The 12,281-nt window shown below is 70.5% G+C and carries 13 protein-coding genes and 1 tRNA gene; 12 read left to right on the top strand and 2 right to left on the bottom strand.

All coding sequences use genetic code 11. The features are described 5' to 3' along the window. The 7 genes from IEY93_RS37850 to IEY93_RS05015 form a co-directional block, all read left to right on the top strand. The coding region (locus IEY93_RS37850; RefSeq protein ID WP_268241530.1) for a TRCF domain-containing protein at positions 1–1,064 on the top strand (1,064 nt) is incomplete at its 5' end. Between the two features lie 108 nt (positions 1,065–1,172). Beyond that, on the top strand, positions 1,173–1,811 hold the full coding sequence (locus IEY93_RS05040) for a SurA N-terminal domain-containing protein (protein ID WP_189161752.1): 639 nt from the start codon (positions 1,173–1,175) through the stop codon (positions 1,809–1,811). A 1-nt stretch (position 1,812) separates the two neighbouring features. Further along, positions 1,813–2,787, top strand: a complete 975-nt coding sequence (locus IEY93_RS05035; RefSeq protein ID WP_189161751.1) for a nucleoside triphosphate pyrophosphohydrolase — start codon at positions 1,813–1,815, stop codon at positions 2,785–2,787. Between the two features lie 184 nt (positions 2,788–2,971). Continuing rightward, entirely contained in the window at positions 2,972–4,249 is a 1,278-nt protein-coding gene (gene eno, locus IEY93_RS05030) for a phosphopyruvate hydratase (RefSeq protein WP_189161750.1), read from the top strand. A 57-nt stretch (positions 4,250–4,306) separates the two neighbouring features. After that, positions 4,307–4,735: an FtsB family cell division protein gene (locus IEY93_RS05025; protein WP_189161749.1), complete on the top strand. Its 429-nt coding sequence runs from the start codon at positions 4,307–4,309 to the stop codon at positions 4,733–4,735. A gap of 111 nt (positions 4,736–4,846) precedes the next feature. After that, positions 4,847–5,419 (top strand): DUF501 domain-containing protein, encoded by a 573-nt coding sequence (locus IEY93_RS05020; RefSeq protein WP_189161748.1) that lies wholly within the window; start codon positions 4,847–4,849, stop codon positions 5,417–5,419. After that, positions 5,416–6,327, top strand: coding sequence for a Ppx/GppA phosphatase family protein (locus IEY93_RS05015; RefSeq protein WP_189161747.1), 912 nt, complete (start codon positions 5,416–5,418; stop codon positions 6,325–6,327). Before IEY93_RS05020 ends, IEY93_RS05015 begins: the two co-directional genes overlap by 4 nt. A 13-nt stretch (positions 6,328–6,340) precedes the next feature. On the opposite strand, the gene IEY93_RS05010 is transcribed toward IEY93_RS05015, so the two are convergent. Both IEY93_RS05010 and IEY93_RS05005 read right to left on the bottom strand, forming a co-directional pair. After that, on the bottom strand, positions 6,341–6,964 hold the full coding sequence (locus IEY93_RS05010) for a DJ-1/PfpI family protein (protein ID WP_189161746.1): 624 nt from the start codon (positions 6,962–6,964) through the stop codon (positions 6,341–6,343). A 52-nt stretch (positions 6,965–7,016) separates the two neighbouring features. Continuing rightward, positions 7,017–7,811, bottom strand: coding sequence for a uracil-DNA glycosylase (locus tag IEY93_RS05005; RefSeq protein WP_189161745.1), 795 nt, complete (start codon positions 7,809–7,811; stop codon positions 7,017–7,019). A 345-nt stretch (positions 7,812–8,156) separates the two neighbouring features. Here IEY93_RS05005 and IEY93_RS05000 point away from each other — a divergent pair, with 345 nt between their 5' ends. From IEY93_RS05000 to IEY93_RS04980, 5 genes are all read left to right on the top strand, one after another. Further along, a complete protein-coding gene (locus tag IEY93_RS05000; protein WP_189161744.1) occupies positions 8,157–9,515 on the top strand; it encodes an NAD(P)/FAD-dependent oxidoreductase in 1,359 nt (452 codons plus the stop codon). A gap of 236 nt (positions 9,516–9,751) precedes the next feature. Next, positions 9,752–9,824, top strand: a tRNA-Leu gene (locus IEY93_RS04995). A 780-nt stretch (positions 9,825–10,604) separates the two neighbouring features. Continuing rightward, positions 10,605–11,396 (top strand): Bax inhibitor-1/YccA family protein, encoded by a 792-nt coding sequence (locus IEY93_RS04990; protein WP_189161743.1) that lies wholly within the window; start codon positions 10,605–10,607, stop codon positions 11,394–11,396. 214 nt (positions 11,397–11,610) lie between these two features. After that, positions 11,611–11,844, top strand: coding sequence for a DUF4287 domain-containing protein (locus IEY93_RS04985; protein WP_184611872.1), 234 nt, complete (start codon positions 11,611–11,613; stop codon positions 11,842–11,844). A gap of 137 nt (positions 11,845–11,981) precedes the next feature. Beyond that, positions 11,982–12,281 (top strand): PPOX class F420-dependent oxidoreductase (locus tag IEY93_RS04980; RefSeq protein ID WP_229690875.1); only part of this gene is annotated, 300 nt, incomplete at its 3' end.

Genomic DNA, 12,281 nt, shown 5'->3' with positions numbered 1-12,281 from the left:
AGCTGATGCGTGACGGACAGGTCTTCTTCGTGCACAACCGGGTCTCCTCGATCAACAGGGTGGCCGCCCGCCTGCGCGAGCTGGTCCCCGAGGCCCGGGTGGCCGTCGCCCACGGCCAGATGAACGAGCAGCAGCTCGAGAAGATCATGGTGGGGTTCTGGGAGCGCGACTTCGACGTGCTGGTCGCCACCACGATCGTGGAGTCCGGCCTGGACATCCCGAACGCCAACACGCTCATCGTCGACCGGGCCGACAACTACGGTCTCTCCCAGCTCCACCAGCTGCGCGGCCGGGTCGGCCGGGGCCGCGAACGCGGTTACGCCTACTTCCTGTACCCGCCGGAGGCCCCGCTCACCGAGACCGCGCACGAGCGGCTGGCCACGATCGCCCAGCACACCGAGATGGGCGCCGGCATGTACGTCGCGATGAAGGACCTGGAGATCCGCGGGGCCGGCAACATCCTCGGCGCCGAGCAGTCCGGCCACATCGCCGGTGTCGGCTTCGACCTGTACGTCCGGATGATGGCCGAGGCGGTGCAGGAGCAGAAGGCCAAGCTGTCGGGCGAGGAGGTCGTCGAGGAGCGCCCGGACGTCAAGGTCGAGCTGCCGGTCAACGCGCACATCCCGCACGACTACGTCACCTCCGAGCGGCTACGCCTGGAGGCGTACAAGCGCATCGCCGCGGTGGGCGACGGCGCCGACATCGTGGCGGTCCGCGAGGAGCTCGTCGACCGGTACGGGCGCCCGCCGCAGGAGGTCGACAACCTGCTGGAGGTCGCGCGGTTCCGCGTGCACGCGCGCAAGGCCGGGCTCACCGACGTCGCCCTGCAGGGCCAGCACATCAGGTTCGCCCCGGTGACGCTCAAGGAGTCGCAGCAGGTGCGCCTCGACCGGCTCTACCCGAAGGCGATCTACAAGGCGGCCGCCGAGACGCTGCTCGTGCCGGTGCCCAAGACCCGGCCGATCGGCGGGCAGCCGCTGCGCGACCTGGAGCTGCTGAAGTGGTGCACCGACCTGGTCGAGGCCATGTTCCTGGAACCCGCACGGGCGGCGGCCGGGCGATGAGGCGCCGGACACGGCAGGCCCGCGGTGACCGGCGGGGCAGGGGGCTCTGATGACCGGTCGGGAGCGCCGTTTGAGTAGAGTATCCCGCGTCTGTCGAAGGGACCGCTAGTGAAGTCGAATCATGTACGCGTGCTCCTGGCGGCCGTCGCCGCCGGCGTCGCGCTGACCGCCTGCTCCTCGCCCGTGCAGGTCGGCACGGCGGCCGTCGTCGGTGATCAGGAGATCAGCTCCAAGCGGCTGGACGGCGAGATCCGCGAGTACAAGGCGGCGCTGCAGAAAGCGAAGATCAACGAGTCGCAGCTGCAGATGCCGTCGATCCCGCGGGCGGTGCTGCTCCAGCTCATCTACTTCAGCCAGTTCGAGCAGTTCGCCCAGCGCAGCGGCCTCGCCATCTCCGAGGGCGACATCGACCGGTTCATCAACGAGCAGGGCGGCATCGACAAGGTCGGCCCGGCCATGCTGGGCAGGGGCGTCCCGCCCTCTGAGGTCCGCAAGTGGGTCCGCACCTCGCTGACCTACCAGAAGGGCCTGGAGCGCTTCGGCGCCAACGTCACCGACCAGGCGTCGGTGGCGGCGGCGCAGCAGAAGCTCTTCGCCCAGCTCGACGCCATCCCGGTGAAGCTCTCCAACCGCTACGGCGCGTGGGACACCCAGCAGGGCATCATCGACCAGGCGCGCTTCGGCGAGCCCGCCGCCGGCTCCGAGCAGGCGCCGCCGCCCGCCGACCCGGCGACCGCCGGTCAGTGACATGCCGCTGCTCGTCGTCACGACCTCGCCGAGGGTCGCCCCCGGCCTGCTGAGCGGGCGGGCCTGGGCGGCCCTGGGCTCGGGCCGCGTGCTCACCGGCTCCGGCGACCACCCCTTGCTGCCGTACCTGGCGGAAGAGGGCATCCCGGCCGAGGTCGTCACGCCGGACCCCGCCGCGCTCGCGCGCGAGGGCCGCGACGGCACGGTGGTGTGGCTCGCGGCCCAGGACGGCGACGAGGCCCTCATGCGCGCCGTCGGGCACGCCGCGCTGGACATGGACGACCCGCCGGTCATCGAGCTCGTCCCCGGCTCCTACGACCTGCCGGGGGCGCGGCTGCTCGACCTGGTCGCCGTCATGGACCGCCTGCGGCGCAACTGCCCGTGGGACGCCCAGCAGACCCACGAGTCCCTCGTGCCCTACCTCCTGGAAGAGGCCTACGAGGTGCTGGAGACCATCGAGGAGGGCGACCACACCGCCCTGCGCGAGGAGCTCGGCGACCTGTTGCTCCAGGTGGTCTTCCACGCCCGCCTCGCGCAGGAGCGCGCGCCCGCCGACGGCGGGTTCGACGTGGACGACGTCGCCGGGGGCATCGTGGACAAGCTGGTGCGCCGGCACCCGCACGTGTTCGCCGGCCGGGCGGTGAGCGGCGCCGACGAGGTCAGCGACAACTGGGACGCCATCAAGGCCGCCGAGCGGGCCGCCAAGGGCCGGGAGTCCCTGCTCGACGGCGTGCCGATGGGGCAGCCCGCGCTCGCGCTCGCCGCCGGGCTGCGCGGCCGCGCCGAGCGGGCCGGGGCGCCCGAGTCGCTCGCCCGCGCCGTCGGCCAGGGCATCGGCCGCGAGCTGTTCGACCTGGTGGGCAGGGCGCGCGCCGCCGGGCTCGACCCCGAGGCCGAGCTGCGCGCCGCGGCCCGCGCCTATCGCGACCGGGTCCACTCCTGGGAGCGCGCCGAGCGCCCGGCCGGCTCCTCCTGACGGGCCGGCGCCGGTTCGCCGGGATGTGATCGACCGGACAGGCGTGATACGGGTCCGGTTTCCGTACCCAGGGGTGGACACCGATAGGCTCAGCAGGCAAACCGTCCGCAACCGCGCCGCGAACGACGGTGCGGTGCCGGGTTCCGGGGGCCCGTCCCCGGGCTACTGACTCTAGGAGCGCTTCGTGGCTGCCATCGAGGCCGTTACCGCCCGCGAGATTCTCGACTCCCGGGGCAACCCCACCGTCGAGGTGGAGATCCTGCTCGACGACTACAGCACCGGTCGCGCGGCCGTCCCGAGCGGTGCCTCCACCGGCCAGTTCGAGGCCGTGGAGCTGCGCGACGGCGACGAGCGGTACGCGGGCAAGAGCGTCCAGAAGGCCGTGCTCAACGTCACCGACGAGATCGCCGAGGAGATCGTCGGCTTCGACGCCGAGGAGCAGCGCCTCGTCGACCAGACCATGATCGACCTGGACGGCACCCCGAACAAGGGCCGCCTGGGCGCCAACGCCATCCTCGGCGTCTCGCTCGCCCTGGCCAAGGCCGCGGCCGAGAGCGCCGAGCTGCCGCTGTTCCGGTACGTGGGCGGGCCGAACGCCCACATCCTGCCCGTCCCGATGATGAACATCCTCAACGGCGGCGCGCACGCCGACAGCAACGTCGACATCCAGGAGTTCATGATCGCGCCGATCGGCGCCGAGACGTTCTCCGAGGCCGTGCGCATGGGCGTCGAGACCTACCACGTGCTCAAGAAGGTGCTCAAGGAGAAGGGCTACGGCACCGGCCTGGGCGACGAGGGCGGCTTCGCCCCCAACCTGCCGAGCAACCGGGACGCGCTCGACCTGATCCTCGTCGCCATCGAGAAGGCCGGCTACACCCCCGGCCAGGACATCGCGCTCGCCCTGGACGTCGCCGCGACCGAGTTCCACAGCAAGGGCGTCTACACCATCGACGGCAAGGGCCACGACTCCGGTGAGCTGATCTCCTTCTACGAGGACCTGGTCCGCTCCTACCCGCTGGTCTCCATCGAGGACCCGCTGGACGAGGAGGACTGGGAGGGCTGGAAGGCCATCACCGGCGCCCTCGGCTCCAAGGTGCAGCTCGTCGGCGACGACCTGTTCGTCACCAACCCCGAGCGCCTGCAGCGCGGCATCTCCGAGTCCACCGCCAACGCCCTGCTGGTCAAGGTGAACCAGATCGGCACCCTGTCGGAGACGCTGGACGCCGTCGACCTCGCCCACCGCAGCGGCTACCGCTGCATGATGAGCCACCGTTCCGGCGAGACCGAGGACACCACGATCGCCGACCTGGCGGTGGCCACCAACTGCGGCCAGATCAAGACCGGCGCGCCCGCCCGGTCCGACCGCGTCGCCAAGTACAACCAGCTCCTGCGCATCGAGGAACTGCTCGACGATGTCGCCCGCTACGCGGGTCGCGGCGCTTTTCCGCGCTTCCAGGGCTAGTTTTTTCCGTACGGCTTGCGCGCTTATGGGCGCAAGCCGTACGGACCCGGGAGGATCATGAAGAAGCGACCGCAGTTGACGGGACGGGCCGCGATCCTGGCGGTCGTCGTGTGCGCGATCGCCATGAGCCTCGCCTATCCGGTGCGCGAGTACGTCGCGCAGCGACGCCAGATCGCCCAGCTGGAGAGGCAGCAGGCCCAGGCGCTCCAAGACCTCCGGGCGCTGGAGGAGCGCAGCAGGCGGCTGGACGATCCGGCCTACATCAGGCAACTGCTCAGGGGCCGCCTGCACTACTGCGGCGACGGCCGCGAGACCTGCTACGTGCTGCTCGACCAGGCGCAGAAGGCCCGGCAGCCCGCCGCCGGGGCCTCCCGGCAGCAGGCCGGCCGGGCCCCGTGGTACCAGACCCTGTGGGAGTCGGTCGAGGCGGCCGACCGGGGCACCGGCGAACGCGTCGAGATGGGCGCCCGCACCCCCGCCCCCTGACCCAGGGCCCGGCCGGGGCGGGGCGCGTGGTGCTGGATACTTACGTGTCCGGGTTTTCAAGCTCCGGTGCGCCCGCCGGGCGTCCCGGTCGTTCTCAGGGAGAGTTGCGCGATGGTCGATCCGGCCGGAACCGCGGCGGGCCGCGGCGACACGGGGACGGTGGACCCCGCGGACGTCGCCGTGGTCGAGCGCCAGCTCGGCCGGCCGCCGCGCGGGCTGCGGGCGGTCGCCCACCGGTGCCCGTGCGGGCTGCCCGACGTCGTCGAGACCGCCCCCCGGCTGCCCGACGGCTCGCCGTTCCCCACCCTGTACTACCTGACCTGCCCCAAGGCCGCCTCGGCGATCGGCACGCTGGAGTCCTCCGGGCTGATGAAGCGCATGCAGGCCCGCCTCGCCGAGGACCCCGGCCTGGCCGAGGCGTACGCGCGGGCGCACGCCCTGTACGTCGAGCGCCGCGACGAGGCCGCCGCCGAAGCCGGCCTTGAGCCGCTGCCCCGCGACATGCAGAGCGCGGGCGGCATGCCGGGCCGGGTGAAGTGCCTGCACGCCCTGGTGGGCCACGAGCTGGCCATGCCGGGCACCAACCCCTTCGGCCGTGAGGCCCTCGACCTCCTGCCCGAGTGGTGGAGCGACGGGCCGTGCGTGTGCGGCGGCCCCGACGACCAAGCCGAGGAGGACGCATGACCCGCGTCGCCGCCATCGACTGCGGTACGAACTCCGTCCGCCTGCTCGTCGCCGACATCTCCGGCGACGAACTGGTGGACGTCGAGCGCCGCATGGAGATCGTCCGCCTCGGCGAAGGCGTCGACCGCACCGGACGGCTGTCGCCGGAGGCACTGGAGCGCACCTTCACCGCGATGCGCGGCTACGCCAAGCTGATCAGGGAGCACGGGGCCGAGCGGGTGCGCGTGGTGGCCACCAGCGCCACCAGGGACGCCGCCAACCGTGACGACTTCACCGGCGGCGTCCGCGAGATCTTCGGCGTCGAGCCCGAGGTGGTCACCGGCGCCGAGGAGGCGCATCTGTCGTTCCTCGGCGCCACCGCCGGGCTGACCGGCGTGGCATCGCCGGTCCTGGTGGTCGACATCGGCGGCGGCTCGACCGAGTTCGTCCTCGGCGCGGCGGACGTGGACAGCGCGATCTCCGTCGACATCGGCTGCGTCCGCCTCACCGAACGCCACTTCGCCGGCGGCGCGACGCCGCAGGCCGTGGCCGGAGCGACGGCCGACATCGAGGCGGCCCTCGACCGCGTCTCGGGCGCGGTGCCCGCGAGCCGGGCGCACACCCTCATCGGCCTGGCCGGGTCGGTCACCACGGTCGCGGGCATCGCCCTGGACCTGCCGGCCTACGACCCGGCGCGCATCCACGGCTCCCGCATCCCCGCGGCCCGGGTGCACGAGATCTCCCAGCGGCTGCTCGCCATGTCGCACGACGAGCGCGCGGCGATCCCGGTCATGCACCCCGGCCGGGTGGACGTCATCGGCGCCGGCGCGCTCATCCTGGACCGCATCGTCACCCGCTTCGGCTTCGCCGAAGTCGTCGTCAGCGAACACGACATCCTCGACGGCATCGCCCGCGGCCTCGCCTCTTGACGATCGGTGCCGCTCAGCGCCGTCGTGAGGTGAGCAGGTCCATGGCGGCCTTGGGGGCCTTGGCGGGGGAGCCCGCGTCGAAGGGGGGCTGGGGGTCGTACTCGATGGCCAGCTGGGTGGCCTCGGCGGCGGTCCGGCCGGCGATGCGCTCGAACAGCGTCAGGGCCATGTCGATGCCGGCGGAGACTCCGGCGGCAGTCACGATCTTCCCCTCGAAGACCACACGCTCGGGCGTGTAGGTCGCGCCCCACGCCTCCAGCGCCTGCACGGCGCCCCAGTGGGTGGTGGCCCGCAGCCCCTCCAGCAGTCCGGCGCCGCCGAGCAGCAGAGCTCCGGTGCACACCGACGTCGTCCAGGTGGTGCCCGGGTGCAACCGCCGGATCCAGCCGGTGAAGTCCGCGTCGTGCATCAAGGTGCGTGCGCCCGGGCCGCCAGGGACGACCAGCACATCACAGGCGTCGACCTCGGCGAGCGTGGCGCCGGCGGAGAGGGCGAGCATCCCGGCGGCGTCCCGCACCGGCCCGGGCCGCGGGGCGGCGAACACCACCTCGGCACCGGGCAGCATCCGGAGCACCTCGTACGGGCCGACGGCGTCGAGGGCGGTGAAACCCTCGTACAGGGGGATGACGATGCGCATGGTGCCGCTCCTTGGGGGTTCTCGTGTGAGACGGTGCGGGTGCGGGGCCCTGTCAGGTGGACAGGGTGGTGGCGCGGGTGAAGATGTCGTCGAGCATCCGCTCGGTGACCCGGCCGGTGAAGGTGTTCTGCTGGCTCGGGTGGTAGCAGCCGAGCAGGCGGACCGGGGTGGCGCCGCGGCTGATCTCCACCTCGGCGCCGTGCCCGAACGGCGGCCTGCTGCGCGGCAGGGTGTACCCGGCCTGGCGCAGGGCGGGCCACACGGCCTGCCAGGCGTACCCGCCGAGGGCGACGATGACCCGGACCGGATCGGCGACCAGTTCGAGCTCTCTGGTCAGCCACGGGAAGCAGGTGGCGCGTTCCTCGACGGTGGGCTTGTTGGCGGGCGGGGCGCACCGGACGGCGGCGACCACGCGCGCGCCGAGCAGCCGCTGCCCGTCTCCGGCGTGGGTGCTGGTGGGCAGGGCCGCGAGGCCGGTGCGGTGCAGTGAGGCGAACAGCCAGTCGCCGCTGCGGTCCCCGGTGAAGATGCGCCCGGTGCGGTTGCCGCCGTGCGCGGCGGGCGCCAGCCCCACGATGAGGATGCGCGGCTTCTCGTCGCCCCATCCCGCGACCGGCCTGCCCCAGTACGTCTGGTCGATGAACGCCCGCCGTCTGACCCGGGCGACCTCCTCCCGCCACTCCACCAGGCGCGGGCACGCCCGGCACACCGACTCACGCGCGGTCAGCTCGGCCGGCGTGGCGCTGCCGGCGGCGAGGCGGGCGACCTCCTCGGGAGTGCGGGCCACCGGCGTGTCCGGGCCGGCGGGGTCCTCGGGCCAGCCACTGCCGGGGGGAACGAAGCTCATGACTTCGATCGTGCCAGCAGTGGGCCGGTGAGGTGACCACCCCGCCCCGAGCTCTCCGTCCAGGAAGTGCCAGGGCCGGGGTGGGGTCCTGCCGAGGTCGAGCAGCTGATCAGCCGTCAGGGGCGCCTCGACCTGTTGTGCGGGGCACGGCGTCACCGAGCGGTACGGTCTGCCGCGCCGCCAGGAGGAAGGATGGGCCGGGAGAGTGAAGTTCGTCACTAGAGGAAAGTTTTGCCGATCTTCTGCCGAGAAATTGCTGGTCAATCAGCTAGTTTCGGAAAAATCCGCATATTTTGATGCCTGGCGGGATTGGCGTCGATAGCCGGTCGTGACGTAACCTTGTGAATGGTTTCACAAGCGACCATGCCGCGAAGGGGCACTCACGTGGACCAGAAGGCGAAGCACATCCTGATCGTCGGCGGAGGATACGTCGGCCTCTACACCGGCCTGCGGCTGCAGCGTCAGCTGCGTTCCGAGCTGCGGTCCGGCCGGGTCCGCATCACCATCGTTACGCCGCAGTCCTACATGACCTACCAGCCGTTCCTGCCCGAAGCGGCGGCCGGCAACCTGTCCCCGCGCCACGTCGTGACGCCGCTGCGCCGGGTGCTGCCCCACGTCCGCATCGTCAACGGCAAGGTCACCGAGGTCCACCACGCCGGCAAGAAGGTGACGTTCCAGCCGAACGTCGGGCCGAGCCGGGAGATCGAGTACGACGTGCTGGTCATGGCGGCCGGTTCCGTCTCGCGCACCCTGCCGATCCCCGGTCTGCAGGACGCCGCGATCGGCTTCAAGACGGTCGGCGAGGCCATCGCGCTCCGCAACCGCGTGCTCGCCCTGTTCGACCGCGCGGACTCCACCGACGACGAGCGCGTCCGGCGGCGGGCGCTCACCTTCGTGGTGGTCGGCGCCGGCTTCGCGGGCGTCGAGGCCCTGGCCGAGCTGGAGGACATGGCCAAGGACGCCGTCCGGTACTACAACACCCTCAGCGAGAAGGACCTGCGCTGGGTGCTGGTCGAGGCCAGTGACCGCATCCTGCCCGAGGTCGGTCCCGAGATGGGCAAGTGGACGCAGGAGGAGCTGCGCGAGCGCGGCATCGAGGTCAAGATGCGCACGCTGCTGGAGTCCTGCGAGGGCGGCAACGTGATGCTCTCCGACGGTGACTCCTTCGAGGCGGCGACCATCGTGTGGACCGCCGGAGTGAAGGCCAGCCCGGTCGTCAACGCGGGCGACCTGCCGCTGGACGAGCGGGGCCGCATCAAGACCACGACCCGGCTCACCGTGGCCGGCACCAAGGACGCCTTCGCGGCCGGAGACGTCGCGGGCGTGCCGGACGTGACCAACCCCGGTCAGTACTGCGCGCCGAACGCCCAGCACGCCGTGCGGCAGGCCAAGGTGCTGGCCGCCAACATCGTGCGGCATCTGCAGGGCCGTCCGCTGCAGGAGTACCGGCACAAGTACGTCGGCTCGGTGGCCGGCCTGGGGCTGCACAAGGGCGTCGCGAACGTCTACGGAATCAAGCTTCACGGATTGCCTGCGTGGTTCATGCACCGCACCTACCATCTGTCCCGGGTGCCGACGTTGAACCGCAAGGTCCGCGTGGTGGCCGACTGGACGCTCGCCCTCTTCTTCAAGCGGGAGACCCTCTCGCTGGGGGAGATCGAGTCCCCTCGCGAGGAGTTCAAGGCGGCCGCGGCCACCGGTTGACGGAGCCTTCGTCCGGTACGGCTCGCGCCCGAGGTCTTCGGGCGCGAGCCGTACCGTTGTCTGGAGGCATAACAAGGGTGCGTGGTGAAATTGGGCTACTTGAGCGGTCTGTTGTTCATTGCCCGAGTCGCGGGGGCGCGCGACGTATACGGTTATCTTGCGGACTCCGGAAGGAAGAGCGGAGACGTGGGCTCTGACCCGTTACGCAAGTGTGGTCCGTTACGTATGATTACGGCGCCCCCGTAGCCCAATGGCAGAGGCAAACCCCTTAAAAGGGTTCCAGTGTGGGTTCGAGTCCCACCGGGGGCACCCTGCCGGCTATATGAAACGCTCCACGACGCTAACGTGAGCCGTCACTCCTATCATTTTCGGTTTACCCCTCGTGACTCTCCGTTTATCCTGGGCCGCCAAACGGCCCCGTTCGGCGTTCGCCGACCTCTCCCCGGGCAATCGTTACCATCTTGTGTCATCGTGCGTCGGCGCCGCGACGCCCCGCGTCCGGCCGCGCCCTTTGGGCGGCGGGTGACGTCATGATCTCGCAGGGTAATTACGTATAAGCGGTAAAAGGTGCAATAAACGGGTTAGGGCCAACATTGCTGGAAAAATCGGCCTACACCCATGGTTAGGGACGGGGTGGAACCTCCCATTCCATGGCGAGTTGTCGGTTCAGTCGCGTCGCCGCCCACGCTTCGTGCCGCCGCTTCCAGTCGGCGCTTCCCATCGGCGTTCCCCACCGAGCTCATCGTGGGCGCCGGCGCTGCCGTCCGTGCCGACCTCTTCTCGCCCTCTCCGGCCGTCCCTCGGTCCCCCTCGACCCGCCGGCCGGAGTCTTTCGTGGCGGTTCGCCGTCCTTCGGCCGAGTGCGGGGCGATGCCGACCGGTGATTCAACCGCAACCTGGCGGGCGGAACTCGGTTGACGGGTCGCTCGTTGGACCCGTTGCCGCCGGAGGTCGGAATGCCGTCCCCGGCGGCGCAACACGGCAGGGGTCATCCTGCCCGCCATGACGGAACAGACAGTTTGTGCAACAGGCGGCAGTCCCTGTGAGGCTCGTCGAGCAGGGTGATCGCAGGTCGCAGTGGAGGCAGTGATGCAGAGCAGGAACCCGGTCCTGAGCAGACTGGGGCAGAACAACCGTCAGTCGTGGGCCGGCCCGACCGCCAGTCCCCAGTACCTCCAGGAGATGTACAACACCCCGTCGTACGCTCCGCCGCCCACGGCCGCCCGGCCGATGACGATCGACGACGTGGTCGTCCGCGGGTTCATGACCCTCGGCACCCTCGTCGTCTCCGCGGCCCTTGCCTGGTACTTCAACCTGGGCCCGGCGATCCTCTTCCCCGCGGTGATCGTGGGCCTGGTGCTCGGCCTGATCGTCTCCTTCAAGCAGAGCACGAACCCCGCGTTGATCCTCGGCTACTCCGTGGCCTACGGCATCGCCATCGGCATCATCAGCAACCTGTACAACACCCTCTACAGCGGCATCGTCGTGCAGGCCGTGCTCGGCACGATGGTCGCCTTCGGGGGCACGCTCGCGGTGTACGCGCTGAAGGTCTTCCGGCCGACGCCGAAGTTCACGAAGTTCGTCGTCGCGGCAGGCTTCGCCGCCGTGGGCCTGATGCTCATCAACCTGATCGCCGGCATCTTCGTCTCGGGCGGCCTCGGTCTGCGCACCGACAGCCCGATCGGCTGGATCTTCAGTGTGGCGATGATCCTGCTCGGCTGCTTCTTCCTGCTGCTCGACTTCGATGCGATCGAGCAGGGCGTGCGCGCGGGCGTCCCCGAGAAGTACTCCTGGCTGATGGCCTTCAGTCTGACGATGAGCCTGGTCTGGCTCTACCTCGAGATCCTGCGCTTCGTCAGTTACTTCTTCAACAACGACTAGATCCTTGCCGCGACGCCCCGCCCGCTTCGGGCGGGGCGTCCGCATTTGCTGGCATGTGAGGGGCGTGTCATGGGGCAAGGGGGGGTATGGAGAGCCAAACGGTCCGCGACCAATGATCTACCAGCTGTGAAGCAAGACTGGCCTTTGGGCCCTTGCCTTCGCGAGGCGGGTGATGCAGTGTCGTGGCAAAGAGGCTTCACTCATGGAGGTGCCCATGTCGTTGAACCACTCACCGGAGATGCAGAACAAGCTGATCGCCAGAGTTCCGGACATAACCGGACGCGCACTCCCCGAGTGGTTCCAGGCCATCGACAACGGCCCGTCTTTCCTACGCTGTGATGAGCGGGCCAACTGGCTCGCCGACGAGCACGGGCTGACCCACGGCTACGCCGCCGCCATCGTCATCGAGCACGAGCGGCAACGCCGTTCCCGCATGGGCTTCATGTAAGCCCTGCCCCGACCTGCGCCCACGCCCCCGTCGGCGTGGGCGCCGTACTGTGCCCGGACCTGTCTCCGCGCACCTCTCGCCTCCTGCGATCGGCGTCCCCCGGCGTACCGCGGGCGAGCATGGATCATCATGGACTCATGGATCTCGACAAGGCCCGTGACTTCCTCCGGACCAACCACCGCGCGGTGATGCTGACCTTCCACGCCGACGGACGCCCGCAGATGTCGCCGGTCACGGTCGGCGTGGACGCCGCCGGCCGCGCGATCATCAGCACCAGGGAGACCGCCGCCAAGACCCGCAACCTGCGCCGTGACCCCACGACCGTGCTCTGCGTGATGACCGACGCGTTCTACGGCGACTGGGTGCAGATCGAGGGCACCGCGCAGGTCGTGTCCCTGCCCGAGGCGATGGAGCCGCTGGTCGACTACTACCGCGAC

The organism is Sphaerisporangium melleum (assembly GCF_014646695.1).
In the GTDB taxonomy this organism is placed as follows: Bacteria; Actinomycetota; Actinomycetes; order Streptosporangiales; family Streptosporangiaceae; genus Sphaerisporangium; species Sphaerisporangium melleum.
This window is presented reverse-complemented; position numbering and strand designations above follow the sequence as displayed.

Excerpts from the sequence above, each read along its gene's own strand:
- IEY93_RS05005 (WP_189161745.1), bottom strand. The coding sequence starts at position 7,811 with ATGAGCTTCGTTCCCCCCGGCAGTGGCTGGCCCGAGGACCCCGCCGGC.
- IEY93_RS05020 (WP_189161748.1), top strand. The coding sequence starts at position 4,847 with ATGGTCGATCCGGCCGGAACCGCGGCGGGCCGCGGCGACACGGGGACG.
- IEY93_RS05035 (WP_189161751.1), top strand. The coding sequence starts at position 1,813 with ATGCCGCTGCTCGTCGTCACGACCTCGCCGAGGGTCGCCCCCGGCCTG.
- IEY93_RS05010 (WP_189161746.1), bottom strand. The coding sequence starts at position 6,964 with ATGCGCATCGTCATCCCCCTGTACGAGGGTTTCACCGCCCTCGACGCC.
- IEY93_RS04985 (WP_184611872.1), top strand. The coding sequence starts at position 11,611 with ATGTCGTTGAACCACTCACCGGAGATGCAGAACAAGCTGATCGCCAGA.
- IEY93_RS04990 (WP_189161743.1), top strand. The coding sequence starts at position 10,605 with ATGCAGAGCAGGAACCCGGTCCTGAGCAGACTGGGGCAGAACAACCGT.
- IEY93_RS05025 (WP_189161749.1), top strand. The coding sequence starts at position 4,307 with ATGAAGAAGCGACCGCAGTTGACGGGACGGGCCGCGATCCTGGCGGTC.
- IEY93_RS05015 (WP_189161747.1), top strand. The coding sequence starts at position 5,416 with ATGACCCGCGTCGCCGCCATCGACTGCGGTACGAACTCCGTCCGCCTG.
- IEY93_RS05000 (WP_189161744.1), top strand. The coding sequence starts at position 8,157 with ATGGTTTCACAAGCGACCATGCCGCGAAGGGGCACTCACGTGGACCAG.